Annotated in this window: 19 protein-coding genes; 4 read left to right on the forward strand and 15 right to left on the reverse strand. The window is 44.9% G+C overall.

Annotated features, from left to right (window positions below):
• Positions 1 to 190 precede the first annotated feature (190 nt).
• Together pstC and RYO92_RS00755 are read left to right on the forward strand one after the other, a co-directional pair.
• Positions 191 to 2,077, forward strand: a complete 1,887-nt coding sequence (gene pstC / locus RYO92_RS00750) for a phosphate ABC transporter permease subunit PstC (protein WP_315369152.1) — start codon at positions 191 to 193, stop codon at positions 2,075 to 2,077.
• A gap of 88 nt (positions 2,078 to 2,165) precedes the next feature.
• On the forward strand, positions 2,166 to 2,942 hold the full coding sequence (locus RYO92_RS00755) for a phosphate ABC transporter ATP-binding protein (protein WP_315369153.1): 777 nt from the start codon (positions 2,166 to 2,168) through the stop codon (positions 2,940 to 2,942).
• Positions 2,943 to 3,002: 60 nt separating this feature from the next.
• On the opposite strand, the gene RYO92_RS00760 is transcribed toward RYO92_RS00755, so the two are convergent.
• The 9 genes from RYO92_RS00760 to RYO92_RS00800 all read right to left on the reverse strand — a co-directional run bounded on the left by RYO92_RS00760 (position 3,003) and on the right by RYO92_RS00800 (position 13,846).
• Positions 3,003 to 3,662 (reverse strand): HAD family hydrolase, encoded by a 660-nt coding sequence (locus RYO92_RS00760; protein WP_314667670.1) that lies wholly within the window; start codon positions 3,660 to 3,662, stop codon positions 3,003 to 3,005.
• Between the two features lie 123 nt (positions 3,663 to 3,785).
• Positions 3,786 to 4,616, reverse strand: coding sequence for a DUF6553 family protein (locus RYO92_RS00765; protein WP_314635068.1), 831 nt, complete (start codon positions 4,614 to 4,616; stop codon positions 3,786 to 3,788).
• 243 nt (positions 4,617 to 4,859) lie between these two features.
• On the reverse strand, positions 4,860 to 5,579 hold the full coding sequence (locus RYO92_RS00770; protein WP_315369154.1) for a YesL family protein: 720 nt from the start codon (positions 5,577 to 5,579) through the stop codon (positions 4,860 to 4,862).
• Positions 5,580 to 5,585: 6 nt separating this feature from the next.
• Positions 5,586 to 7,295: a BCCT family transporter gene (locus tag RYO92_RS00775; protein ID WP_315369155.1), complete on the reverse strand. Its 1,710-nt coding sequence runs from the start codon at positions 7,293 to 7,295 to the stop codon at positions 5,586 to 5,588.
• Positions 7,296 to 8,801: a galactose ABC transporter substrate-binding protein gene (locus RYO92_RS00780; protein WP_315369156.1), complete on the reverse strand. Its 1,506-nt coding sequence runs from the start codon at positions 8,799 to 8,801 to the stop codon at positions 7,296 to 7,298.
• Between the two features lie 155 nt (positions 8,802 to 8,956).
• Positions 8,957 to 9,928: a substrate-binding domain-containing protein gene (locus RYO92_RS00785; RefSeq protein ID WP_315369157.1), complete on the reverse strand. Its 972-nt coding sequence runs from the start codon at positions 9,926 to 9,928 to the stop codon at positions 8,957 to 8,959.
• Complete coding sequence (locus RYO92_RS00790; RefSeq protein ID WP_315369158.1) at positions 9,925 to 11,871, reverse strand: cache domain-containing sensor histidine kinase; 1,947 nt, start codon at positions 11,869 to 11,871, stop codon at positions 9,925 to 9,927. Before RYO92_RS00790 ends, RYO92_RS00785 begins: the two co-directional genes overlap by 4 nt.
• Positions 11,872 to 11,903: 32 nt before the next feature.
• Entirely contained in the window at positions 11,904 to 13,529 is a 1,626-nt protein-coding gene (locus tag RYO92_RS00795) for a response regulator (protein WP_314833464.1), read from the reverse strand.
• The gene (locus RYO92_RS00800; RefSeq protein ID WP_314329617.1) at positions 13,529 to 13,846 is read right to left on the reverse strand and encodes a hypothetical protein; all 318 of its coding nucleotides are present in this window, start codon (positions 13,844 to 13,846) and stop codon (positions 13,529 to 13,531) included. The genes RYO92_RS00795 and RYO92_RS00800 overlap by 1 nt, the downstream gene beginning before the upstream one ends.
• 376 nt (positions 13,847 to 14,222) lie before the next feature.
• On the opposite strand from RYO92_RS00800, the gene RYO92_RS00805 reads away from it, so the two are divergent.
• Together RYO92_RS00805 and RYO92_RS00810 are read left to right on the forward strand one after the other, a co-directional pair.
• Entirely contained in the window at positions 14,223 to 14,828 is a 606-nt protein-coding gene (locus tag RYO92_RS00805) for an ECF transporter S component (protein WP_315369159.1), read from the forward strand.
• Positions 14,829 to 14,837: 9 nt separating this feature from the next.
• The gene (locus RYO92_RS00810; protein ID WP_315369160.1) at positions 14,838 to 15,611 is read left to right on the forward strand and encodes a type III pantothenate kinase; all 774 of its coding nucleotides are present in this window, start codon (positions 14,838 to 14,840) and stop codon (positions 15,609 to 15,611) included.
• Positions 15,612 to 16,918: 1,307 nt separating this feature from the next.
• Here RYO92_RS00810 and RYO92_RS00815 read toward each other — a convergent pair.
• From RYO92_RS00815 to RYO92_RS00840, 6 genes are all read right to left on the reverse strand, one after another.
• Positions 16,919 to 19,369: an ABC transporter permease gene (locus RYO92_RS00815; RefSeq protein WP_315369161.1), complete on the reverse strand. Its 2,451-nt coding sequence runs from the start codon at positions 19,367 to 19,369 to the stop codon at positions 16,919 to 16,921.
• 53 nt (positions 19,370 to 19,422) lie between these two features.
• Positions 19,423 to 20,076 (reverse strand): ABC transporter ATP-binding protein, encoded by a 654-nt coding sequence (locus RYO92_RS00820; protein ID WP_315369162.1) that lies wholly within the window; start codon positions 20,074 to 20,076, stop codon positions 19,423 to 19,425.
• The gene (locus RYO92_RS00825; RefSeq protein ID WP_315364634.1) at positions 20,073 to 21,794 is read right to left on the reverse strand and encodes a zinc ribbon domain-containing protein; all 1,722 of its coding nucleotides are present in this window, start codon (positions 21,792 to 21,794) and stop codon (positions 20,073 to 20,075) included. The genes RYO92_RS00820 and RYO92_RS00825 overlap by 4 nt, the downstream gene beginning before the upstream one ends.
• Before the next feature lie 124 nt (positions 21,795 to 21,918).
• On the reverse strand, positions 21,919 to 23,475 hold the full coding sequence (gene cls / locus RYO92_RS00830) for a cardiolipin synthase (RefSeq protein WP_315369163.1): 1,557 nt from the start codon (positions 23,473 to 23,475) through the stop codon (positions 21,919 to 21,921).
• A 215-nt stretch (positions 23,476 to 23,690) separates the two neighbouring features.
• Positions 23,691 to 24,695, reverse strand: a complete 1,005-nt coding sequence (locus RYO92_RS00835; protein WP_315369164.1) for an aldo/keto reductase — start codon at positions 24,693 to 24,695, stop codon at positions 23,691 to 23,693.
• A gap of 116 nt (positions 24,696 to 24,811) precedes the next feature.
• Positions 24,812 to 26,224: a 6-phosphofructokinase gene (locus tag RYO92_RS00840; protein ID WP_315369165.1), complete on the reverse strand. Its 1,413-nt coding sequence runs from the start codon at positions 26,222 to 26,224 to the stop codon at positions 24,812 to 24,814.
• Positions 26,225 to 26,376: the final 152 nt, after the last annotated feature.

The following is a 26,376-nucleotide window of genomic DNA, read 5'->3' on the forward strand; positions in this document are numbered from 1 at the left end:
GCTGTAAACATTTCAGTCTTTATGCAGCATAGCTTTGAAAATAGGGTTCATTTAGATTGCGCCTCTTTTCAAAGCTATGCTGCATTAAAGTTCTCCTATGATTTTGATTTGACGCCCCATCTTTATTCTTTAGAATCAAATGCCGGACTGAGTTATTCTTTGTCCCCTTCAGGTAGAAAGGAAAGAAAAAATGCGGAATCTTAAAAGCAGAAAGCTGGAAAACTCTCTCTTTCTTTTTTTCGTTTACGCTTTTTTGTTTCTCTCCATCGGTATTCTGAGTTTTTTCTTTCTTTTTCTGGCAAAGGAATCCCTGCCCCTCTTTGAAAGTGTTTCTCTGCCCTCTTTTTTGTTCAGTTCCAAATGGAACCCCATGGCATTCACCGGAACGGCCTCCTTCGGCATTTTCCACTTTCTGATGGGCTCTATTTTCGTTTCCTTCCTGGCCCTATTGTTCTCCACCCTTTTGTCTCTGGGTTGCAGCATCTTTTTTGCTTTTTACTTTTGGGAGAGGGGAAGACGCATCCTCTACCCTCTTTTGGACTTGCTTTCCGGCATTCCTTCCGTGGTTTACGGCTTTATCGGTTTAACGGTAGGAAAACCTCTCTTTTTGAAAATGGGTGTGAGTACAGGCTCCTGTGTCTTACTGGCTGCTGTCCTGCTTTCCATTTTGATTTTCCCCTTTATGGTGGATTCCATCACGGACAGTATGGTGAAATTAAAGGCGAAATACTTTTTAGAGGCAAGGGCTCTGGGACTTTCTCCCGCCTACATTATCCTGAGACTAATTCTACCCTCTTCCCTTCGAAGCATTTTTATGGCCTTCCTGCTTGGTAGCGGAAGAGCCTTAGGAGAGACCATGGCGGTGATGATGGTGGTAGGCAATGCCAATCTTTTCCCGAAGCTCCTCTCCAAGGGTGAAACCATTGCTTCACTCATTGCGCTGGAAATGGGCAGTGCGGAGTATCATTCGCTCCACTACCATGCCCTCTATGCCTCGGGGCTGGTGCTTTTACTGCTGGTCGCGCTGATTCATTTGCTGGTGAAAATGGGAGAAAGACCGCGCACTTCGAAATTTACATCTCGAGCAGGTAGTCCTGATCCGATTACTGCAAAATTTACATCTCGAACAGGTAATCCTGATCCGATCACTTCGGAGTCTCCTTCTATGCATTCCGCGGAAAATAGGGAAGAAGTAGCGCCTCGGCTCCTGATTACAGGGAAGAGGGCAAAGGCGTCCCGGTCTTTTTCCGCTGTCCTCCTCTTCCTGTACAGTTTCCTTTCCTTCCTGCTGATTTTTTCCGCCCTGCTGTTTTTCTTTCTTTATATCTTTTACAAGGGATACAAAGTCATCTCTCCAAGTTTTCTTTTGGAAGCGCCAAAGGGAATGGTCTTGGGAGAAGAGGGCGGAATATTCCCCGCTATCACCGGTTCTTTGGCCTTTTCCCTTACAGCTTTAGTGCTTTCGGGACTGCCAAGCCTTTTTACCGCCATTTTCATGGTCTTTTATGCAAAGGAAGGCAGAAAAAAAGAGAGCCTGCATTTCTTCATTCACCTGCTCTCCGGCGTTCCTTCCATTGTGTTAGGACTCTTTTCCTACAGCTTATTTGTATACCAGCTAAAGCTGGGACGCTCGGTGCTCTCCGGCGCCATCGCTTTGGCCATTATGATTTTCCCCTTCATGGAAATTCGTATGGAAAAGATATTTGAAGAAGTTCCTAAAAGTTACCTCCAGTCTTCCGAAAGTCTGGGCTGCTCCAAAGGCTATACCTTGAGAAAGCTTGTGCTTCCCTATACTTTACCGGAGCTGCTTTCTACCATGCTTCTGGCCTTTTGCTTTGCTCTCGGTGCCACACCGCCGATTTTATTTACCGGAGGAGTCGCCTTTGCGAAAAGTCCCACTTCCTTACTGTCCCCGGCTATGGCGCTTCCCCTGCATCTTTATCTGCTGCTGGTACAAGGTGGATCCTCCTTATCCAGAGCATACGGAACCGCTTTGGTGATGCTCTTCCTTCTGCTCATTGGAAACGGAATAGCCAGCCTTCTGACCGCTTACTGCCACAGGAAATGGCAAAAATAAAGAACTATTGGCATAGCTTTTCCCGGTTCAAAAAGTTAATTTTAAAAGAAGTATACACAGATATCAAATAACATCTTAGGAGAAAAAAATGCCTACCGAATCTACGAATCCCATTTTATTTGCAAATCCCATTTTGGAAGTGAAAAATCTGAGCCTTTCCTATGGTGAAAGACAAATACTCCGAAATCTGCATTTTCAAATTCCGGAGAAGAGTATCACGGTTTTTCTGGGAAGCTCCGGCTGCGGGAAATCTACTCTCTTAAAGAGCCTGAACGGTCTGCTTTTGGAAAATAAAGAGGCTTCTATGGAAGGGGAAATCTTTCTTTCCGGGGAAAATCTGATAAAGCAAAAAGAAAAGCGACTGGAGCAGATTGCCATGGTCTTTCAAAACCCCAGTCCTTTTCCTTTTTCCATTTATAAAAATATGAGCTATGCCTTAGAGTATTACGGTATCAAAAACAAAGCCGAGCAGAAGGAATTAATCCTGCAAAAGCTTAAAGACGTAGGACTTTGGGAGGAAATTTCCGGAGAACTCCATCGCTCCGCTCTAAGCCTTTCCGGAGGGCAGGCCCAAAGGCTCTGTATTGCCCGTGCCCTTTGCATTGAACCGAAAATTCTCCTTCTGGATGAGCCCTGTTCTTCTTTAGACCGACTTTCCACCCTGAAAATAGAAGAGCTCCTACAGGAACTGAAAAACAGATACAGCATTATTATCGTGACCCACAACCTCTCGGAAGCAAAGCGTATCGGCGACCAAATTCTCTTCTTCCATGAAGGAGAACTTTGGGAAAGTGGCACAAAGGAGGAGTTTTTCAATCATCCTGAGAGACCCGAAACCAAAGAATTTTTAGAGGGAGAATGGTAGGGCATGCTTTAGAGGGAACTTGATAGAACGTAGTTTAGAAGGGGCATAATAGAACGTAATTTAGAGGGAAAATGGTAATACGTGAATCAGCTCCGATAGGTCGGATATGCTTCTCTCCGCTCCCTCCACCTGTCCAAAGCCATAGGAAGCATGGATAAAAGCAATTCCTGCCTCTGTTGCAGAGCTAAAGTCTAAGGCGGTGTCTCCAAGATACACGCAATCCTCCGGTTTTAAGTGGTTTCTCTCCATCAAAATCCGGATATTCTCCGCCTTCTTTTTCCCGTTACTGCCGTAACATTCCATATCCAAAAAGTCCCCGGTCTTTCCCAGGCTGAACTTCTCTCCATACAAAACTGCATCAATATAACCCAGCTGGCAATTGGAAACGATATAGCGTCCAATCTCTGCCGCTTTCAATGCAGCAATACACTCTTCAAGATGGGGATAGAATTGTACCTTATTCTCACTCAAATATAAATTTTCAAATTGCATGCAGTGGGCAAGAATCTCTTCTCCCCTCTTCCCTTCTACCTGCGGAATCAGGCTTTTTGCAAACTGATCCATGGTTTTTCCCATTAAAGGCAGAAGATCCTCTCGAGAAATCCTGATTCCCTTCGTCTCCGGAAAATCCTGTAATTTTATGCTAAAAGCCTTTGCCACCAGATCCACACTATCCCATAGTGTTCCATCCGCATCGAATATTACAGCCTTCTTGATCATTGCTTTTCTCCTTTAATTCCCCGGCATCTTCTGTTCCCAGTTTTGCTAAGCATTATTCTCCGCCATCTTCTGCCCCTACTTTTGCCAGGCTTTATTCTCCGCCATCTTCTGCTCCTACTTTTTCTAGGCTTTATTCTCCGCCATCAGGGTATCCCAATAGCTTCTGCCCTGATAAATCATTTCCTCATAGGCCTTCACCACCGCATTTCTAAGGGGTACCGCCCGCTCCTCAAGCCCCAAAGCTCTGGGGATGAAGACACAGACATCCCCGATTTCCTGGGCCAGCTTTTTGGCCAAGGTCTCATCCTTCATTCGCACGAGGCCGAAAACCGTGGAGGAATAGCTCTTGTCCTTGATACAGGTTTCCATCCAAAACTTGGCAAAGGCCTTCCATTCCAGTTTAAGCAACATCTGTTCCAAAGCCAGAGTCTCCGGACTTTTGGCAAAGGCCAGCATAGTGCTTTCCAGGCTTTGTCCCTCCGGTATCTCCGGAATATCCAGATTCTGCAGAGTAAGATTTACGATAGCCGCATCACTTAAGGGAATATCCTCTCTCTTCCGTTCTTCCCCGGTCTTCTTTTCGGACAAATGAAAGTTGTCCAACTGCTGAGACACCCATTTCTGCATTTTCTTTTTATTCCAAAAGGAAATACCGGTTCGTCCGGAAATTAAGATTTCCATCCATGCTGCCATAAAGTTGTCTTTAATCTGCAAAGGCTTTCCCCTTTGTGTTTCTACAAACTTGTCCAAATTTTCCTTTTGCAAAATAGGATAACGAAAGCGAAGGGTTTCCAGGCGTTTTCCTTCTACAAGCTTTTCCTCCATATCCTCTGTCCTTTTGATTTTTTCAATCACCAGGGCAAAGCGCTTGACCACATCCCTTTCCTCGTAAAAGCTTTTGGGCCAATCCGAAAAAGGGTTCCTTTCTTCCTTCACTTCACTTTGTAATAACATTTCTTCTCCTCATTCATGCTTCGTTCATATTTTGTTAGCACAATGTTTACAGCATAAACATAGTTTATTCACTCTTGACTTCTATACTGCATTACAGATAACGAAGTGCTCGTTATCCACTAAATAAGATTTTTTTCATAATACTCGGCCGGAGCTTCCGTAAGGACGCTCCGGCCTCCTCCCTTTTATAGGAGAAATAAGAGAAGTCCTTCTTATTTTTTCTGCTTCTTTAGCAGATTCTTTTTATTCTTCCGCTTCTTTAGCAGATTCTGTTTCTTTTCCCCTCTTTCCGTAAACTTTCTCTTCAAAGGGATCTCTCACTTCCATCTTCTTTTCATAAAGTCGGAAAATCCGTTTGAAAAAGGCGGAATTCATCCAGGCAATCAAAGGGTAGCCTAAAACAAAAAATACCGGCGTAAACATAGGCATAAATAAAATCAAAAAATAGCTTCCCACAACCAGCAATACATCCGCAGCAATCATGCCAAGGGTATAGGGGAGATGGCGGATGGACATGAGTAAGGCATGAATCATGGTTCTTTGCCAGGTATTATCAAAGCGGGAAAGCAGGGGCCAGATATAGAGAAAAACAAATAGCCACAATAAAAGCAACGCATCCGTAATCCCCCGGAAAAGGAAGCGTAATGCCGTATTATCAGCAAAAATCATGGAGAAGAAGCGATGATCCAAGAGAAGAATCACCAAAATCGGCAGTAAAATCATCCAGAGAATAATGCCCTCCTTTAAATTTTGTTTAAAGGAATGCATAAACATCCTGAAATTGCCCCGATCCTCCTCATGCACAATCTTAATGGTGCAGTAATATAAAGCCGTTGTAGACGCCCCTAGTGTCACAATGGGCAAAGAAAATAGAATCCATAAAAGATTCAAAACCATCATGTCCGCCAATCGGCCTACAAATCGCCACACATCATTATCATAATTAAAAAAGCCTTGAAACATCTAGCGCTATTCCTTCCTAACTCCTTTAAATATTTCCCTCTTCTCCCTCTTGCCTTGCTCTTCCACTTCCAAAAGGTAAGCCTTTGCATCCTTTAAAAAGCTGAGACTAATCAGTAAAATCACCAATCCTATGGGAAAAGCCGCAATAATGGAGACAGACTGCAAGTTTACCATAGAACTTTCGGAAAAGACTAGTGCCAAAGGCAGTAAAATCAATAAAATCGCCCAAAAGCCCTGTACCTTTCTGGATGGCTCCTGCCCCTCCGGAAGGCTTTTATAGCTATACTGTGCCGCAACTAATGCGATGGAATCAAAGGATGTGGCATAAAAGGCAATCATGGTCAAAAGAAGCAGGATAAATACCAATCCCGGAAGAGGCAGGGTTTCCAACATTTTCACCACCGTAAGATAGAGGGAACCATTCTCCTGATAGAGCTGTAACACCGGCAATTTATGGAAAACCTCCAGGGACAAGGTAAAATTCCCTAAAACAATGAAGCTTACATAGGTACTGCCGATTCCGAAAATGTATCCTCCCATAATGGTTTGTCGTATGGTTCTTCCCCTGCTGATGCTTCCGATAAAGAAGGGGGAAGCCACGCACCACACCATCCAATAGGCCCAGTAGAAAATCGTCCAGTTTTCCGGAAAATGATTTTCCCCTAAAGGATCCGTATAAGTTGCCATGGAGAAAAAGTGCTCTATCATCTTGCCCAGAGCATTCATTCCATTTTTTACAATAAAGGAGCCTACACCGCTTCCGAAGAAAATGTAGAGAAGAAGGGCATAAAACAGCCAGGTACAAAGTTTTGCCAAAAAGGAAACGCCGTCCATCCCCTTTAATACCGCAAAGGTATAAACCACACAGGTGGCAATCAATATGATTAAGGTAAGCTCTCTGGTGGACAACCCATTAGGGAGAAGCTTTTTAATGATTTCCGACATCAGGGGAGTTGCCACCGAAAAAGTGGTGGCTGTTCCTGCAAGAAGGGCAAAAACCGCCAGTAAGTCAATTCCCCTTCCCGCAAGACCGTCGGTGTGTTTTCCCAAAATAGCTCTGCAGGCTTCCGAATATTTTTGCCGGCTTCTTTTCCGTACATGAAGCATAAAGCCGAAGGCCGCCGCCAGCACCAGATAAAATCCCCAGGGAATGGGTCCCCAGTGGAAAAGGGTGTAAATACTGCTCCAATCCGATAACTTTCCCAGGGACTGGACATAGGGATCATTGGCATAAAGAATCCATTCTCCGAAGGAATAAAAGAGAATATCCGCTGCAAGTCCTGCAGTAAACATCATACTTCCCCAGGTAAAAAAGGAGTACTTCGGCTTTTCGTCGGGCTCTCCCAAAACAATATTTCCTAAGGGTGAAAAGGCGATATAAAAGGAGAGTAAGAAAATGAAAAGGCCTATTCCCAGGTAGTAAACGGAAAATTCCCGCCCCAAAAAGCCTCGAATGGAGGATAAAATCTGATTGGAATGCTCCGGAAACAGAAAAAATGCAAAGCACAAAAGAAGCAGAATGCATAGGGGAATTCCGCTAATCCCGTAGTCTATGGAATTCTTCGTATTTTCTCTTCCGGGCTTATTCTCCGAAGCAACTTTCTTAATTTCCATCTCTCTTTCCTCCCTACATTCTTCCCTTGTTTCTTTATCAGCTTCCTCTATAAATTCTTCCTTTGTTCCTTTTTCGATTTCTTCCATGAGTGCTTCCTCCATTTACTTCTTCTCCTTCTCCTCTAACAATCGCTGGCTGTCTTCTCTGCGTACTTTTTGATAAGGTAAGCGAATAATCTTTTTATTTTCCCCCTCGTCTTCCGGACCTTTTTTTCCGGTACCAAGACGATAGGCCAGCTGAAACAGGGCCTTGGCCTGACCTTGTTCATCATTATACACCGTTCCCATCAAATTTCCCTTTTTTACCGCCTCTAATCCCACGGTAGTACCGTCTATTCCGTAAATAAAAGGTCTTTTATCCTTAGGCAAACCGATTTTGTCATAGGCATCCAAAACCCCTAAGGCCATATCGTCATTGTTGGAAAGAATCAATTCAATCCGATCTTGAAACTCCGGATAAAATTGCATCATCTTACTCTGGGCTTCTGCCCTGCTCCAGTTGGCAATGGCGTAGGACAGCTTTTCCATGGGAATGCCCTGCTGCATCAAGGTATTTACAGAATACTCTGTCCGGACGATGGCATCCTGATGGCCGGCTTCTCCCTCAAACATCAAATATTGAATCACTCCGTCTCCGTTTTTATCCACTCGGGGGGACAGAATCAGGGCTTTCTTCTCCGTTCCTTCCTCTGTGCTTGTCTGCGTGTCTTCCATAGACGCCTCTCGTTCCAGGATATCCAAATCCTCCCGACTTTTTTGCAGAACAAAGTCTTGGATTTCCTCGGCATTTCCGGCCTTATCTTGGATCTTTTCGGAAGACTCCTCCGAAACCGCTTCTTGCTTTTCTTCCGAAACGGACTCTCTACTTTCTCCTAATACAGCTTCTCCGCTTTCCTTCGTTACAGGCTCTCTGCTTTCTCCCAGCACAGCAGCTCCGGTAATCTGCTTTCGGCTTGCCGCCATTCTCCTTTCTTCTTCCTCCGCATCTTCCGGTGAGGCAAGAGGCACCTCCGGCGTAGGTTTCACAGGTTCTTCGGAAAGAATATCCTCCGCCGCCATTTCCCCTTGCAAAACGCCGGATTGCTTGGCATCCGCACCGACGTAATACAACTGATTCCATTGGGCCAGATCCTCATCCACCAATTCTCTGTTGAAGAAAATGATGGGAACATTCTTCTTTTTCGCCATATCGATAATTTCCGAAGGAGCGGTTCTATCCACCAGATTTACACAAAGAACGTCACAGTCCTTCTCCAGCATTTCCTCTACCTGTTCATTTTGCAGAGCCTGGCTCCCCGCTGCATTGTAACGAAACAGACCTATTTCTACCCCTTCCGCTCTTTTCTTACTGATTTCCTTCTCAAAGGCCGTCATATATCCGGATAGAAAGGTATCGTAGTTGTCATAAATCGTAACGCCGATTTGAAGTTTCTTCTTTTCCTTTCTTTCTTCCTTCCTTTGACAGGCGGAAAGAAGAGGAAGCAAGCATAAAGACAGGGAAAGGCAGACCGCTATGCCTTTCCTTAAGCTGTTTCCCTGAAAGCTTCCCAAGATTGTCAACTGTTCTTTTTCTTTCCTGCTGTAATCCGCTTTGTCCGCCAATTTCATGCTTTTCTTCTACCCCTACAGAGAGTTTTCCTTCAGGGGCACTCCTTCTCCATTTTTATGCCTTACTGCTTTAGATATTTCTTCAGATATTTCTTCAGATATTTCTTCAGATATTTCTTCAGATATTTCCTTGGATATTTCTTTAGATATTTCTTTTAGTCCCCGGTGGGGAAGAGGATTCGTTCTATTTCCTCACTGTACATATTTTCACCGGTAACCATATAAAAATTCACTACCCTATCCTCTGTTGTATTTCGCTTTTTAGAAAGCTTATACCACAGATCCTCCATGGCATAATAAGCCATGGTGTACTGGTCAATAACCGCCAGACAACGGATGACCCCCGCATCCAAGGCATAAACCACCTCCCGGGAATTTCCCACGCCGTAAAGCTCCACGTAACGTCTGCCGGTTTCCTTTAAATAGCGGGATGCCATCTCCAGACTGTCATTTTCCAAAGCCACAATCAAATCCACACTTCTCTTGTGATTGGCCTTTACCATATCCTCCTGAATTTTTCCCCTATCCGGAAGCACCCAGGCAATTTCCTGTCCCCCTGCCTCCAAAACCGAGAGGAGACTATGTAGTCTTCTTTGCATATTGCCCTTATTCTGGTTTCCCGCCAGAATACCGATGCGTTTTTTCTCCTTGTGCAGGGTGGAGTGTAAAACCTGTTCCGCCAAAGCCTTCCCCAGTGCTTCCTCCTCCACATTGACAGAAGAAATATTTAAGCCCGGTTCCGTCGTTTCCTTCTGGGAATCCACCAACATAATCTCCGCATTTTTCCCCAAAGCATTTAAAAGGAGGCCGGTTCCCTCCGTAGCTCTAAGCTCCGCGATGATGCCGTCCGCTCCGCTTTGAATCTCCCTTTGCATACTGATATTTTCCTGCTGAATGGAAACCAGACGATCGGTGGAAACAAAGTTGTATTCCATGTTGTAAGCTCGTCCTGCTGCAGTAAGTCCCATTTTAAAACTGGACCATACATCGGAATTGCTATGGTCCACTACTACGGAAACCTTGAAACGCTCCGGATCATTTTCCCCTAACAGCCTTCCCACGGACAAAAACAGGAGAAGCAGGGCTACCACAAAAAGACCTGTGGTAAATATGCTGTTTTCTTTCATTCCTTCTCCCCCTCTTGTGAGCCGCTGTGAAAATGCTCTGTGCTATGATGCATATTTCCATGCTCTAAACTCTTTTGATTTTCTTCCGTAAAGGGAATAGCGGGCAAGAGCACCTGCACATCCGTTCCCTCATCCGGGGCACTAATCACTCTCAGACCGTAAACAGATCCGAAACGAAGCTGGATGCGGCGATGTACATTAATCACTCCTACACCGGAGCCTCGTTTTTTCTGACTGGAGAAGCTGGAATAATCACTTTCCGTCTTTTCCAGCAGGGCTCTGGCCTTATCCTCGGTCATCCCGAAGCCGTTGTCCTTCACGGAAAGCAGTACGGTACGTCTGCCGTCCTCTTCTTCCAGAATCCTTCCGCTGACCAGGATTTCTCCGTCCTCATCCATTCCCTCCATGCCGTGGTAGATGGCATTTTCCAGAATGGGCTGTAAAATCAATTTTACGGTAAGACAGGACAGCACCTCTTCCTCCACATCAAAATCCACCGTAAACTTATTCTTAAAACGGATTTTTTGAATATTCATATAGTTTTTCGCGTGCTGAATCTCCTGGGAGAGCGGAATAATGTTCTTTCCGGCGGAGAGGGAAATTCGGAAAAAGCTGGCCAGCTGAGTCACCATAAACACAGCATCTTCCCGTTTTCCGCTTTCAATCATCCACACCACGGATTCCAAGGTATTGTAGAGGAAATGGGGGTTAATCTGGGATTGCAAAGCATCCATCTCACTCTGTCTTTTTTCCTCCTGCTGCCGGATTCGCTCTTCCGTCAGTTCATCGATTCTTTGCAGGGATTGCAAAAGGCTTTCTCCCAGATGGACAATTTCCGTGCTTCCATAGGAGGAAATCTCCTCCATAGTGGGGCGCTTTACCCCCATATTGCCTAAATCTTCATTTAACTTACGGATAGGGTAGGAAAGTCTCAGGGAAATAACCTGATTCATGACAAGGGCAATCAGGAGGGTTACGGAAATAACAATGAAAACGTAATACAGCATTCCTCCGGTAGCAAAAACATTGCTTCCCTCTTCCAAAACGGACACCAGCTTCCAGCCGGTATAACCGATGGTGTCCACCACAATGGTTTTTTCCTTCCCGTCACTTTTCAGACGATGGATACCGTCCTCCTGGGCAACGGCCAGCTCCGTATCCTCCTTGGCGTGGCCTCGGTAGATTTCTCGAATCTTGGGATGATAAATCAGTTTTCCCCTCTTATCACAAAGATAAAAATACCGTTTTCCGTTAACCTGATTCAGCTTTTCCATCATTCGCTCAATCATGTTGTAATCCATGTCTACCAGAAGCACACCGCTGTCGCTTCTGCCGTCAAAGTTAAGTTCCACCACCCGACTCAAAGAAATGACCCAGTGGGTACGGTAGGAAGGGTCGTCAAAAAGGTTCTGCACATGGGGCAGAGAAAAATGCAGGTTTTCCACCTGCTGTACCGCCTCCCGATACCAATCCTGTTCCGTTACCTTTCGATTTTTCTTCTCTGCGGAAATGGGTACCGCCGCAATGTATTTTCCCTGGGCGGAAAAAAGGGCAACGGAAACCAGACTGTCCCTATGGGCTTCATACAGAAGATTCATTTCCTGATTCAGCTTAGTATAATCCACATCCGTACCCTTAACCACATTGTAATAAAGGGCATCGGAAATTCTGCGCATGCTAAGAAGATATTCCTCCAATTGAATACTTCCCTGCTTTAAAAGCTGCTCGGATTGATTCTCCTGATTAATACGGAAACGTATAGAAAACTGCGTATAAAGTACGATAGACAGAAAAAGAATCAGAAAGATGGAGAAAATCATAAAGCTCATTAAGAGCATATTATGAAAGGAACGAAGGGGTGAAGTAATAGAAAAGGGGACGGAGACTCCCTTTTGCAAAAAAACATCAGACAATAGATTTTTTTTGAGACGTTTTTTCTCCAAGGAAATCCACCTCCCCTATACTTAGAAGGATTCTACAGTCCTTCTTTCCCCTTACTGTTGGATTTATATTTTGACGGAGACATCCCGAACTTCTTCTTAAAGGCATAGCTGAAGTAATTCGGATCCGAGTACCCTACCGCCTCGGCAATAATATAGGTCTTCTCCTCCTCTTCCATCAAAAGGCGGAGAGCCTTTTCCATACGATAATCCGTAAGGTAGTTGATAAAGCTTTTTCCGGTTTCCCGTTTAAAGACTGTGGAAAAATAAGCTGCCGATACATGAAGCTCCTGAGATAGAGCCTCCACCGTCAAGTCCTTATCCATGTAATGACTGTGCACGTGCTCCACCGCCTTCTTGACAAAGGACTTGGTCTTATCGCTTCGCATCTCCTGGATGATAATCTGCATTTTCTTGCAAATCTCCTTCATCCACTGGGAAAGCTCTGCCAGACTGAACTGTTGTACCTTCTGGTAAACATCCTCTTCCTTCGGAAAGATTAATCCGGTATCCACCTGATTGGCCAAAAGGAACTTATGCATATTGGTCACCAAATCCATTAAGAAGAAATGGTATTCCTGCAAAGAAGGAGAATCCAAACGACTGTTCTCGATATAGAGGTCAATGCATTTGTTCAGCTCTTCCTCAGAGGACATACGGATGCTTCGATAAATATCCAAAAGCCGTTCCTCATCAATAATTTCTTTATTGACCTTATGTTCTTCTTTTCCTTCTAAGCCGATTTCACTGATGGCAATAGCCTTTCCTCTACCGTAAAGCACGCGGTATGCTACCGCATCTCTGGCACCAAGATAGGAAAGAGGCAGATCCATCAAATTGTCTACGGGTTTTCCGATTCCGGCAGTCACTGTTGCTTTACAAATATGTCTGGCCATTCGACAGAGGATTTCACAATCATCCGTAAGCTTCAAGCTGTCCGATTCCTTATCCATCTGGGCAATGAAAAGCGTATTTCCCAAATAGGTAAAAAAGCAAGGACGCCAGTGCTTTTGCAGTCGTTCCTCCGCCAGCTTCCTAATGGACATGGTAATCAACAGAGGATTAATTCCCTCCGGAGACAGGCTCAGGCTGTTATGCAGGATAACCACCGCAAAATATTTTCCGGGAAGGGAAATCTGATAATCCAACAGTGTGCTTTCCAGATCCTGCTGGGGCAGGGTTCCCTCGATTAAAGAGGTATATAAGCTTTCCTGCAAAATAGGAAGGCTCTCTAAATAATAGTTTTTCAAGCGATGAATGCTTTGCTTTTCATCAAATTCTTGATCCAGAGCCTCATGCACCTTCTGGAATACTCTGGACAGTTCTCCCGCGTCCACCGGCTTTAACATATATTCCTCAGCCTCCAAACGGATGGCTTCCTTGGCATACTCGAACTCGTCAAATCCGGAAAAAATGATAATCTTAATAGAGGGATACAACTCCTTCAGACGATGGGAAAGAGTTAATCCGTCCATATAGGGCATCTTGATATCGGTAAGTACCACATCGATTTGCTTTTCTTCCGCTATTTCCAAAGCTTCCAAACCGTTTTTGGCATAACCGGCCAGAGAATAGCCGAGGCGGTCCCAGTCAATCTTTTGGACTATGGCCTCCACTACATCCTCTTCATCATCTACTAATAACACGGAATATTTTTTCATTAGTGTTTGTCTCCAACATATTTCTCTTCTAAGGTTCTAAATCGTACAGCCATCACCAGGGTGCCCAAAACAATCAGTCCGATACCTAAAAGAGGATGAACAATCATCAATATGGAAGACAACAGAGAAATACCTGCGAAAATCAGAATCAAAACTCCCGCCTCTTTACTATAAGCTTCCCGATCCCGTACAGGAGGACGTCCCTTGGGACGAATACTCTCCACATCTTTAAAAACCAACAGTTTGACGGCGTAATACAATAAAATCGCAGTAAACAAAAGGGGCAAGCCCATTTCCTGTCCTATTCTTTCCAACATTCCTGCTTTTCTTCTCCTTTAATTGCTATTTCTTTTCCAACTCCGGCAGAAAAAAGCGTAGAATTGGGCACTATATCTTCTTCTCTTATCCCCAATATAGCCTATACTCTTGTTTTTCACCAGTGCGGAGAACGCATTGTAAGAAAATCTTTCGCGGGGCAATCTTGGAAATATTAGAAATATTCTGTAAAAACTTAAAAAATAGTTCTTTCTCAAAAGTATTAAATAATTAATTCATTTAACAAAGTTCTTTCTTATTTTACAAAATCCATGCTTGTATTGCAATACATAGCCCCGGAGACTTTTAATTTTCTTGAAATTTTTCGCTATTCATGCCATAATTTCCCCGGTTTTTATTATATGGAAAGGAGCTTTCATGAAAAATCAAAATTTTGTGCGAAACCTTGTTGGAACGGCTATTCTTGCCGCTTTGGTTTTGGCCCTACAGTTATTGCTGGGAAGTCTTAAGCTGGGCCCCTTTAACATAACCTTAACTTTGGTTCCCATTATTTTGGGAGCTGTGCTTTACGGACCACTAAGTGCCGCCTTTTTGGGGGGACTCTTCGGCTTTTTGGTTTGCATTTCCGTAATTTCCGGAAATGACGCGGGGGGCTTTATGCTCTTCTCCCAAAAGCCCGTCATTACCCTGGCTCTTTGTATGATTAAAAGTACTGCGGCCGGCTATCTGTCCGGACTGGTGGCCAGAAGTCTTGCCAAAAAGAATGCTACTCTGTCACTATTTTTAGCCGCAGGAATCGCTCCTGTGGTGAACACCGGCATTTTCATCTTGGGACTTCTTCTCTTCTTCCAAGATACCCTGGTGCTTTGGGCCAATGGGCAGGATAAGGTATTAGACTTCCTTCTTTTCAGTATTCTGGGAATTAATTTTACCACGGAATTCTTGGTGAATCTGGTGCTGGTTCCCGTTTTAGCCCGCATTTTGCGAAACCTTCGTTTTGTAAAGCAAGAGCTTGCCGTATAAGGAGAGAAAATGATTTTAGCCATTGATTGCGGAAATACCCATACTGTTTTCGGAACAATTACGGAAGAGGGAGAAATTCAGAAAATTTTCCGTATGGAGAGTAGCCGGAGAAAAACCAGCTATGAATATGCCGCAGATATTGCCCAAATCTGTCAGCTTTTAGAGATTGATTTGCAGGGCTTGGAGGGTTCCATCCTTTCCTCCGTTGTACCGGAACTCACCACCTCTTATCAGAAGGCTATGGAGCTTCTCTGCAAGGGAAAATGTGTAGTGGTCAACAGCAGTAGTCCCATGAATATGAGCTTTGCCATGGCAGATCCCAGCGGTGTAGCTCCGGATTTGATTATCTCCGCCGTAGGGGCGAAAAACAACTATCCTCTCCCCGCCATTATTATCGATATGGGCACCGCCACCACTATTACGGTGGTGAACAAAGAGGGCGTCTTTATGGGAGGTGTAATTATTCCCGGCGTGGGCATCTCCATGAATGCCCTGGCCAAGGAAACCTCTTTGCTCCCCAGTATCGATGTGGCACCTGCCAAGACCTTGATTTCCACTGACACGGTGGATGCTATGCGTGCAGGCATCATTTACGGCACCGCCGGCTCCTTAGACGGTATCGTGGAGCATTTCCAGGAAGAATTGCAGGAAGAGGGTAGCGTGATTGCCACAGGGGGCTTAGCCCACCTGATCTGCCCGTATTGTAAGCATAAGATGATTGTAGATGATAACCTGCTGCTGAAGGGGCTGTGGAAGATTTGGCAGCTGGAGCAGGGGAAATAGGGATGAAACAGGGCACGCTCTCGCTAGCTTAATCCTGTGTATTGAAGGACTGTTTTATTATAAAGATGCGCTCTAATGCAGTATGGGTCTATAATTGGGGCACGCTCCCGCTAACTTCGCCTTCGTAACAGTACTAACTTCAAGCTTCGCTTGCTCGCTTTCAGTAAGTACTGACGGGCTCAGATTGCCCCTATTATAGACCCATACTGCATTATTCGCTTTAATTATTGGTTTTTACAGTTCTTCACTTCGCCGGATTTCGCAAATACCGAGCTCAGACTACCCCGATTCAGACCTATTCTGTTTAGTCTGTTATGAATCAATCCCCTCTATTTCAGGCCTATTCTGCTTCAGGCTGTTATGACTCAGATTCCCCATGTTTCAGACTTATTCTACTTCACTGTTATGACTTAAACTCCCTCTGTTTCAGAACTATTCTGCTTCAGGTTGTTTGACTCACACTCCCCCTATTTCAGGCCTATTCTGCTTCAGGCTGTTTGACTCAGACTACCCCTATTCAGACCTATTCCACTTCAGGCTGTTATGACTCAAACTCCCTCTGTTTCAGCTCTATTCTGCTTCAGGCTGTTATGACGCGGATTACCCATGTTTCAGACTTATTACGCTTCAGATCGGATGGATGGGGCTGTGAAAAGTAAAGCAATTTTCATCAATATAGGTCTGAATGCGGGGTGGTCTGAGCTTGATACTTGCGAAAGACCGGTGAAGTGAAGGACTGTAAAATTCAATAATTGAAGCGATTGATGCAGTATGAGTCTGTAAGAGGGGCAATCTGAGCCCGTCGAAACTTACCGAAAGCCGATGAAGTGAAGGACTGTAAAATTCAATAATTGAAGCGATTGATGCAGTATGGGTCTGTAAGAGGGGCAAGCTGAGCCCATCGAAGCTTACCGAAAGCCGGTGGAGTGAAAGACTGTAAAATTCAATAATTAAAGCGATTGATGCAGTATGGGTCTGTAAGAGGGGCAATCTGAGCCCGTCAGTACTTACTGAAAGCGAGCTAAAGCGAAGCTTGAAGTTAGTACTGTTACGAAGGCGAGGTTAGCGGGAGCGTGCCCCGATTACAGACCCATACTGCATCAGAGCGCATCGTTACAAAAAATACAGTCCTTCACTACAAAGGGCGAGCTTAGCAAGAGCGTGACCCGAGTACAGACCCATACTGCATCAGAGCGCATCGTTACAAAGAGTACAGTCCTTCACTACAAAGGGCGGGCTTAGCGAGAGCGCAACCCGAATTCAGACCTATGTTACTTAGAGAATTTTTTGATTTTGTACCGACCCTTTTATAAGAGTAAGATACCTAATATTACAAGCATTCCTATCGGGAGGGGCTGTCCTTCCATTCCCATTTGATAGATCCCTATGGGGGAGAGGTAGGGAATAAAGCTTGGGATATTACTTAAGGAGGAAAAGTCTACAAAGCTTCCGCCCAGGAAGCTGAATAGAAGGCCAAGGCTTAAGGACAGGCCTCCTGCCATTTCTGCTCCGAAAAGGGAATAAGAAAGTCTTCTGGCAAAGCTGTAAAGGAAGAAGGAAAATCCCAGGGTACAAAGTAGCGGAAGGAGCAAATTCTTGTAGAGTACTGCAAGGCGGAGACCTCCTTCATTTTCTATTCCCAAAATAGTTCTGCCTTCCAGCACAAGGAAAAATCCCAAGCTTAAAAGGCCGAAGAGCAGAATGCCGCTGAGATGGTATCGTATTCTTCCGACGGGATAGGTTCTGCTTCTTTGGAAGACCCTTTTTTCTTCTTCTCTTCCCAATGCCGTTCCTAAGGAAAAAAGGAAGAAGTACAGCACAAAGCCTAATACGGCTTCCCTCTTGGGCTGGAACAGGCTTCTGCCCCTTTCTCCCTTCAGCTCTTGAATCTGATACAGGGGTTCTGTTCTCTTACTCTTGGCAATGGACTCTTCTATAGCTTCTTTTTCCGTTTCGTTAAGGCTTCTTCCTAAAAGACTTTCCCCATAGGCAAGAGCACCCTTCTCCATACGAAGGGTACTGCTGAGAGCAGCTACAATTTCCCGAAATCCCATTTCTGCCAGAGAATCCGCACTGCTTTCGTAATGTAGGCTTCCTCTTCCCTCCGTATCTCCGGTAAAGCCCTCTTTAATCCAAAGTACCCCCTCTACACTGCCCTCCAAAAGAGCCTTTTTCGCTTCCTGATTTTCCACGACTTCCACTTGAAGCCCCTTTTCCTGCTGCAGCTCCTGAATTAATTCTTCACTCCAGGCTCCCTGGTCTTCCCGTACCAGCATAAGCGAAAGCTTCTCTTTTCCCCCAACCCGGGAATAGGCAAAAAGAGAAAGAAGGAAAAGAACAAGCAAAAGGAAGCCCCTGCCGCCACCTAATAGAAGGGAAAATCGAAGGGAAAGTAAAGAGCAGGGAAAAGGCAGGGCAGACTTTTCGTATGATTTGTATTGTCCGCCGGGTCTATATTGTCCATGTTGTCCGTGTTGTCCGTCCGGTCTATCTTGTCCGAATTGTCCGTGTTGTCCGTCCGGTCTCTTGGATTCTCTCCGGAGCTTTCGGGAAATTGTTCTTCGCTTAGAAAATGTTTTAAGCTTAAAATATATTCCTGAAAGTATTCCTAATGCAAGGGCCAGGACAGCCCATAAAAGCAGGGGCAGGGCGGTAGACAGTAATGTAGAGAAGGAAAGCCCTCTCCGGACTCCCTCCAAGACCATTCGATTCACGGTAATAGGAGAAAGACGCTTCACAAGCTCCGGTGCATTGCTCTCTCCGAACAGCTTTCCGGTATAAAGAATTCCCAAAAAGAGTAGGGAAAAGGATAGTAATTTTGCTGTACTTTCCTCTCCCATAATTCGAAACAATTGATAAAAGAAAAAGAAGAAGCTCAAGAGCTCAACACAAAAAATTAAAGCAATCGGTATCAGTTGTTCTAGGGAAAGGTCTAAGGACTTTTTCAGCGCAAATAAGCATAGAAGCAAAAGGGGCAGTGCAGAAAGAAATAAAAAGAAGAGCTTAGAAAGGAAAAAGCCTCTTCCTCCCAGCAGGGCAAATCGCTGGGGAATCCCCTTCTTTTCCTCTTCCGGCACTGAGAAAACGGAAGACAAGGCACAAAAGGACAATAGGAAGAAAAAAATAAAGGAAAAGATGCGAAGGGAAAGTGCCTTCTCCACTTGGCTACTCTGCCCCTCCTCGTCAAAGACAAGCTGTCGCTTTAAAACTGCCGTAAGCAATCTTTCCGAAGCATGCTCATAGAGGCTTTCTTCCTCTTGTTTGGAAAGACTTTCTCCATATAGGGCATGAAAAACCCCTTTACTGATTTCCTGTTCCTTCTCCATAATTTCCATAATGGAGGTGAAAATACTTTGAAACAGGAGACTTTCCGTCGGCCGATTGGTATTTAAGCTTAAGTCTACCGGCTCCCCCTCAAAGCGATAGGCGGTATAAAAGAAATCCTTGGGGATTCGTAAAATGCCTACTACTCCCTCTTGGAAGGCCCTTTCCCTACCTTCCTGTCCGATTTCTCCCTCTTCCTTGATAACGGTAGAAAACAGCTCCACCTTCTCCATTTCCCGAATCAGGGTTTTGGACATAATGGTTTGATCTTCATCAATCACCATCACCGGAAAGGCCTGCATTTGACCGCTTTGTCCTTGAAAGAAAAAGGCAAAAAGGGGAAACAGGAGCAGGGGAAAGAGCAAAATAAACAGTCCTCCTTTTCGGAGAAATAACCTTCCGTCCTTCCAAATGGCCGCAAAAAATCCCTTCATTCTCTTCTCCCCTTAGTCCTTTTCTATCTTCACCCCTTAGTCTTGGGATGACTTCAATCCGATGATATACACTTCTCCCTTAGCTTTCCCTGTTCCAGAGTTAAAATTCTATCTGCCAGATCCTCCAGCTCTCCTCTTCCGTGGCTGATGAGCAACATCCCCGTGCCCTGCTTCTTCATTTTTAAAAGCAGGTCTCGAATCCTGTGATAGGATTCCTCATCACAGCCTACGGTGGGCTCATCCAAAAGCAAAATGCTTGGACGAAGCATGAGAGCCGATGCCAAATGCACCCGGCGCTTCATTCCCCCGGACAGGGCGGACAGCTTTTCCCGGCTTTTTTGAGAAAGTCCCAACTCCTCCAGAAGCCAGTTCCCTCTGGTTTTTAAAAGCCTCCCCGGTATTCCCTGAATTTTTCCGTAAAAAATCAGATTTTCCAATGCCGTCAGGCTGTCATAGAGGGACAGGTCCTGGGGCAGATAGGAAAGACCCTTTCGAACCTCCTTAGGCATCCGGATTTCTCCCTCCTGATAAGGAAGCAGACCGGCAATAGCCTTTAAAAGGCTGCTTTTTCCGGCACCATTTTCTCCGCGAATCCCTACGATTTCTCCTTTGAATAGGGAAAGAGAGAGCCCCTGTAATATGGCGCTCTCTCCTCTATGATACCTAAGGCCTAAGTTGTTTATCTCACAAAGGCTCTCCTTCATCATCCTGCAAGTTCTCCCTGTAAAGTAGATGCTACCTTCGCTAAGCCATTTCCAATAGTCTCGCTCAACTTATCGAAATCCTCCTGGCTGTAGTTGGAAATATCCACTTCCTCTTCCTTCGGAAGGGTAGCTGTACCGGTCTTGGTGGTGTTCAGATTAATCTTCGCACTGCTAAATGGCATATAGTAGTTCTGTAAGCCCTCTACTACAATCTCATGATCGCTGCTGCCCTTCTCTCCATCAGAAACTGTAAGGGTAAGCTTTGCTCCCATTCCTGTAGGATCCTCTACAATATAGGTTCCATAAGGCATTAAAGCAGAATGCTTGGTTGTATCAATCTTATATTCCAAAGCCTTAACATCCAGAACACCGTTACCGCCGGAAATGCTTCCCTCCAGCATCTTATCCTTTACGCTGTAGCTGTTCTTTAAGTACATATTCTCGGAGCTGGAGCTTACAACATTGATCTGCTCGGTAACCTCTTTGCCCTTCTTGGCAATCTCCAGAGAGAAGGAATCGTCCTTTGTAGAAAGCAGAACCTGTCTTAAATCTCCGTCAACAACCGCAATCTGCCACTGGAATTCATTGTCCGCCATCTCCTTTGCGGTATCCGCAGCATTATCACGAATCTCCTTTGCCAGCTCACTAAGTTGATCCTTCGGCGTTTTTGCATCTCCCATGCCTAAAGCGCTGTCCCAGGTGCTGGTCGCATAAACATCCTCTAAAAGAGACTCTAAATCACTGTCCTTTTCTACCGTATCTGCCAGCTTCTCATAGAAATTCTTTAAATCTTCCTCTGTGGGCTTAAATACGTAAACCTCTCCGGTATACTTCTCCTTCAGATTCTCTAAGGTGAATTCCTTCTTTTCTACCGTTAAGTTATCCTTATTCATGCTACCGACAAGGAGTTCTCCGTACTTCTTGGAAATCTCTGCCAGACGCTTTCTGTTCTCTGCAGACTTCTTTAAATCCGGAGCCACAATATCCTGCTCGGTGAGATTCTTCATAATGGTCTTTAAATCTCCCCGATAGTAGTGCTCATCCGCTACAGGAATCGCAAAGCCGATTTTTCCGTCACGATAATCCGCAAAGCCTTCCAGTAAATCTGTACCCATGATCTTGGCACTTAAATTCACGATAAAGGAATTCTTCTCCGCATCCATGTCATACTTTAACTGAATCTGAGAATCCTTCAGATACTTATTCATTTCGTCACTGCCTTCGATTTCTCCGGTAAGGGTCATATCGGAAGACTGCTTTAAATCCTCGTTAATAAAGCCTAAGGCCACCATGGCATCCATCTTATCCTGGAGATACTTCTCCTGATAATGAAGGAACTTCTGCTCTGTGCTTAAAGCCACGCCACCGGAAAGTAACTTCTTTCCAAAGGCAAAAAAGCCTGCGCAAAGAAGAATAATTACGGCAACGACAGGGATTAAAAGCTTCATGCCCTTCTTTCCCGCAGGAGCCTCCTCTAAAGTCTGTGCATAGGAATAGCTTGCCTGGGGCTCTACAGGAGCAGCTTCTGTAGCTGTTGCAGCACTTACTGCATGATCAGCATTCGCTCCAAGCTCACTGCTTTCTGCTGCAGCGCTTGTTTCAGCACCGGTAGCACCTGCCTCAGCGCTTACAGTTTCTGCGCCTTCCAGCTTTTCTCCGCAGTGCTCACAAAACTTCTCCTCGTCTTGGACTTCCTGTCCACAATTCGGACAATTTTTCATTCTGTTTCCTCCCTTTGTCTTCAATTGTCGATTGAACAGACTTATTTTAACATATTTACAGAAATAAATCTTTTAAAATATATTAAATTTTTAAGGGAGTAGTCTGAAAGTTTGCATTCTAAAATCATAGTAAGGGTGCAATCAATCTTAGAACACCTTGCCTCATTCTGGTGAAGAGGCTTCGATTATGTCCCTTTTCCGGACTGACTTCCGTAGCAGTGCGGAAAAGCTCATAAAAGTCATCTGCAATATCAAAAATACAGGGGCTCTCATACAATAGAACGCCATTTTCAAAATGGTGGTAGAGGGAACGGTAATCCATATTAATGGTTCCCACCGCCGCCAAAACATGGTCTACCAGCAGTTGCTTGGAATGTATAAAGCCCGGAGTATATTCATAAATTCTTACCCCTGCTCGAAGGAGCTGGGGATAGTAAGATCGACTGATGGCAAAAACAAAGCCTTTATCCGGAATTCCCGGTAGCACAATTCTCACATCCACCCCACGCTTTGCCGCAAGACACAAGGCTCTACTCATCTCGTCGGTAATGATGAGATAAGGAGTGGTAATGTACACGCTCTCTGTAGCAGAATGAATCATATTCAGATACACATCCTCTGCCAAGGGCATCTCATCCGTGGGAGCATAGGCGTAAGGCAGGCAATATCCCTGTCCGTTATATCTCTCCCATTGTCTTGGTAAATAATTATAAAGCCCCCGGACCGGACTATCGTCCATGGCATGCCACATTTCCAGGAACAGAAGGGTCAAGGTTCCAACCGCCTCGCCTCTAAGACGAATTCCCGTATCCTTCCAGTAGCCATAAGGAGAGTGAATATTAAAATACTCATCCGCTAAATTATAGCCTCCGGTAAAACCTACCTGACCGTCCACAACGGTAATCTTCCTATGGTCTCTATTATTCATAAACAGGTTTACCATGGGGACAATGGGGTTAAAGATACGACACTGAATCCCCCACTCCTCCATCTCCTGTACAAATTTCGGATCAATAAAGCCTAAGGAGCCTACATCATCATAGAAAAGGCGTACTTCCACCCCTTCCTCCGCCTTCTTTCGAAGAATGGCTTTAATCTCTCCAAAGGACTGCCGATCCTCTATGGCATGATATTCCATAAAAATGAACTTCTTCGCTTCAGAAAGAGCCTCCAGCTGAGCCTCTAAGCCTATGGAAGCTTCCTTATAAAACACCACCTCGGTGTTACGATACACCGGGAACTTTCCTGTATTTTCCAAGTAGGAAAACTGATTTCCCACTACCTTATTTTCTTTCTTCAACTGGTCCAAAATCAAATGGGACTGATCCAGGTAAGGAAAGAGCATGGCATCCGCCGCTTCTATTCTCTTCCGCATGGTTTTGGTAAATCCTGAACCGTACACCAAGAGATACAGAAGCATTCCCAAAATAGGAAATGCCATGATAATAAAAATCCAAGTCATCTTAATAGAGGCATTGCTGCGCTTGGAAAAAACGCCCAAAACCATAACTGCGGCAAGCACTTTGGCAAAAATGGATGCCCAAAGATAACTTTCCGTTAAATAGTACAGAAAGAACCAAAACCATGTAATTTGTATAATTACTGCCAATATAACGAAAAGCAGACGGCCAACACTATTTTTTCTATCCTCCTTATGAAGGACCTTTCCCCGCTTGGGCATTTTTATTCTCCTTGTATCAAGAAAAGCAGTTTTCCTTAAAAACTGCCATCAGTATTTTTTTCCGTTCCTTCGCTTCTTCTCCTGACTTTTTAATTCTAATAAAAAAAAAGAGGAAAGTCCAGCTTTCTCTCTTTTCTTTCTAAAAATTTATAGATTTTTTGTTTTTTCCAAATAAACACAGCATGCATTTAAGAATTAAAGAAGTACCCCGGGATTTATCCTACTACTTCCCGAATGGCCTCTTCCTCTTCCGTAGTAAAACAGGTATTCTCCAAAGCTCTCACATTCTCCCAAAGCTGTTCCTTCTTACTCACCCCCACAAGTACGGAAGTGGTAGCTTCGTCTCGAAGCACCCAGGAAAGGGCCATTTCCGAAAGACTCTGCCCTCTTTTCTTAGCAATCTGAGCAAGCCTTAAAAGCATTTGCCGTTTTTCCTCGCTAAAGTCTTCTTGATGCAGATATCTTCCGTCCTTCATCATACGAGAGTCCTCGGGGATTCCCTCTAGATAACGGTCGGATAAGAGTCCCTGAGCCAAAGGACTGAAGCAAATAAGTCCCATGCCTTCTTCTTTAGCAGCAGTCTTTAAGCCATTTTCCTCCACCTTCCTATCCAAGATGGAATAACGGTTTTGGTTAATGACCAAGGGAAGCCGTATTTCCTTCGCAATCTCCACAGCCTTCTTCATGGTTTCACCGTCATAGTTGGAGATTCCTGCATAGATGGCCTTGCCGGACTGTACAATCTGAAGCAGAGCCAGCATAGTCTCCATCAAAGGGGTATCCGGATCCATACGATGATGATAGAAAATATCCACATAATCCAGCTGCATACGCTTTAAGGAAGCATCACAGCTGGTAAGCAAATACTTTCGGGAGCCACCATTTCCATAGGGTCCTTCCCACATATCATAGCCCGCCTTGGTACTGATTAAGAGCTCCTCCCGATAAGGGCGAAAATCTCTTTGATACAGAATCCCGAAATTTCGCTCCGCCTCTCCATAGGGAGGACCGTAATTGTTGGCTAAATCAAAATGGGTGATGCCTAAGTCGAAGGCCTCCCTAAGAATATCCTGCATCTGCTCCTGAGAATTCCGTTCCCCGAAGTTATGCCAAAGTCCCAGAGAAATAGCCGGAAGATACAAACCGGATTCCCCCGCCTTTCGATATTCCATACTATCATAACGATTTTTATTGGCTACATAAGCTTTTCTAATATCCATCTCATACCTCCCGAGGAATGTTTAAATTGCTTCTCCCTTTAAAGAATATTTTCCCTTTATGAAAAAGTTTCAATTGCCTGTCTCTTATGGATTACTCCCGGAATACAGGGAAAAATTTATTTTCCGGACTTCTCAAAAAAAGAAATATATTGGGGAAGCCCATCCACGAAATCACAGCTGTATTCTCCTAAAATCAAGGGACGAAGATAGGCTAAGGCCTCCTCTTCCAGACTGTGTCCGTCCTTTCCGATCCAAGATAAAGGAATTTTTTTCTCCTGATTGGCCACCTCGGAAAGAGGAACTGCGGAATACTCTACAGCATATCCGATTCCCGCTTTAGGGGATTTCCCGGTATTGGAATTCTCCGAATCCTTCTGTCCGGGAGACTTCTCAGAAGAGTTCTGTTCGGAGGATATTCTCCGAAGAGACGACATTTTCCCGTTTTCTCCCAATACTGCCAGTTCCACTGCCTGTGCTCCCAGTAAAAAGGACTCTTCCACATCGGTTTTCGAAAGCAAATGTCCTGCACAGCGCTGTAAGAGATTAAACTCGATGCTTCTGGTTTTCACCGACATTTTCTCTAAAATCATCTGCTCCAGTACCGCTCCCGCTCCTCCGGCAATGCTGTGTCCAAAGGCATCTTTGTTCCCTTCCTCTCGACCGTAAGTATAAAGGAATTTTCCGTTACTGTCCTTAATGCCCTCCGAAACCGCTACCATCACCTGGTCGGACTTTTCCAGAGCTTTCTCCACGTCCTTTTGGAACTGCTCCTTGGAAAAGCTCTGCTCCTCCAGATAAATAAGGTAAGGAATACTTCCTTTTTCTGCGGAAAGAGCTGCGGCGGCGGTAAGCCAGCCTGCATTTCTTCCCATCATTTCCACAATCATTACATATTTGGTGTCATAAACCAGACACTCCCGCTCCAGCTCCAAAAGAGAGGCTGCAATATACTTGGCGGAGGAACCGAAGCCGGGACAATGATCGATTCCTTCCAAGTCGTTATCTATGGTTTTGGGTACCCCCACCACCACGATGTCCTCCCCCTGTTCCTTGCAGTAGGCGGACAGCTTCCAGGCGGTATCCATGGAATCATTTCCCCCGATATAGAGAAAATAACCGATATTCCACGCTTTAAAAACAGCTAAGAGCTCCTTAAACTCCCTTGGGTCTTCCTGAGGATTTTTTAATTTTAGACGACAGGAACCAAGAGCCGCCGCAGGGGTCTGAGCCAGTCTGGAAAAAAACGCCGCCTCCTGCCTTGTGCTTCCTTTTTCCAAAAGAAAGTCTCCAAAAGGAGAAAGGAGGATACTTTCTTCCTCTTTTTTCGGAAAACGCTCTTCCATCTGCTTTTCGGCGCAGGCCTTCAGCTCCACAAATTCCTCTGAAAACACGCCGGCAATGCCATGCTGTGCCCCATAGATTTTATCGATCTTTTCCTCCTGCATAGCCTTCCAGATTACCCCGGAAAGACTGGCATTGATTACCGCAGTAGGTCCGCCGGACTGAGCCACCAAAAGATTCTTTTTCATACTACTCCTATTCTACTTTAAGCCTCATCTCACTATACCGCTTTTGGCTATACCACGCTTTACTACACTGCTCTTTACTACACTACTCTTTACTGCACTACTCTTTATGCTACTTCTCTTTATGCTACTTCTCTTTGCTTTACTTCTCTTTG

It is taken from the genome of Oribacterium sinus (genome assembly GCF_963553175.1).
Lineage (GTDB): Bacteria > Bacillota > Clostridia > Lachnospirales > Lachnospiraceae > Oribacterium > Oribacterium sinus_B.

Bases quoted from the DNA above. Each gene is read 5' to 3' on its own strand.
- RYO92_RS00835 (WP_315369164.1), bottom strand. From the start codon at position 24,695: ATGGATATTAGAAAAGCTTATGTAGCCAATAAAAATCGTTATGATAGT.
- RYO92_RS00760 (WP_314667670.1), bottom strand. From the start codon at position 3,662: ATGATCAAGAAGGCTGTAATATTCGATGCGGATGGAACACTATGGGAT.
- RYO92_RS00765 (WP_314635068.1), bottom strand. From the start codon at position 4,616: ATGTTATTACAAAGTGAAGTGAAGGAAGAAAGGAACCCTTTTTCGGAT.
- RYO92_RS00795 (WP_314833464.1), bottom strand. From the start codon at position 13,529: ATGAAAAAATATTCCGTGTTATTAGTAGATGATGAAGAGGATGTAGTG.
- RYO92_RS00810 (WP_315369160.1), top strand. From the start codon at position 14,838: ATGATTTTAGCCATTGATTGCGGAAATACCCATACTGTTTTCGGAACA.
- RYO92_RS00785 (WP_315369157.1), bottom strand. From the start codon at position 9,928: ATGAAAGAAAACAGCATATTTACCACAGGTCTTTTTGTGGTAGCCCTG.
- cls (WP_315369163.1), bottom strand. From the start codon at position 23,475: ATGCCCAAGCGGGGAAAGGTCCTTCATAAGGAGGATAGAAAAAATAGT.
- RYO92_RS00825 (WP_315364634.1), bottom strand. From the start codon at position 21,794: ATGAAAAATTGTCCGAATTGTGGACAGGAAGTCCAAGACGAGGAGAAG.
- pstC (WP_315369152.1), top strand. From the start codon at position 191: ATGCGGAATCTTAAAAGCAGAAAGCTGGAAAACTCTCTCTTTCTTTTT.
- RYO92_RS00815 (WP_315369161.1), bottom strand. From the start codon at position 19,369: ATGAAGGGATTTTTTGCGGCCATTTGGAAGGACGGAAGGTTATTTCTC.
- RYO92_RS00800 (WP_314329617.1), bottom strand. From the start codon at position 13,846: ATGTTGGAAAGAATAGGACAGGAAATGGGCTTGCCCCTTTTGTTTACT.
- RYO92_RS00840 (WP_315369165.1), bottom strand. From the start codon at position 26,224: ATGAAAAAGAATCTTTTGGTGGCTCAGTCCGGCGGACCTACTGCGGTA.
- RYO92_RS00755 (WP_315369153.1), top strand. From the start codon at position 2,166: ATGCCTACCGAATCTACGAATCCCATTTTATTTGCAAATCCCATTTTG.
- RYO92_RS00770 (WP_315369154.1), bottom strand. From the start codon at position 5,579: ATGTTTCAAGGCTTTTTTAATTATGATAATGATGTGTGGCGATTTGTA.
- RYO92_RS00805 (WP_315369159.1), top strand. From the start codon at position 14,223: ATGAAAAATCAAAATTTTGTGCGAAACCTTGTTGGAACGGCTATTCTT.
- RYO92_RS00780 (WP_315369156.1), bottom strand. From the start codon at position 8,801: ATGAAATTGGCGGACAAAGCGGATTACAGCAGGAAAGAAAAAGAACAG.
- RYO92_RS00775 (WP_315369155.1), bottom strand. From the start codon at position 7,295: ATGGAGGAAGCACTCATGGAAGAAATCGAAAAAGGAACAAAGGAAGAA.
- RYO92_RS00820 (WP_315369162.1), bottom strand. From the start codon at position 20,076: ATGATGAAGGAGAGCCTTTGTGAGATAAACAACTTAGGCCTTAGGTAT.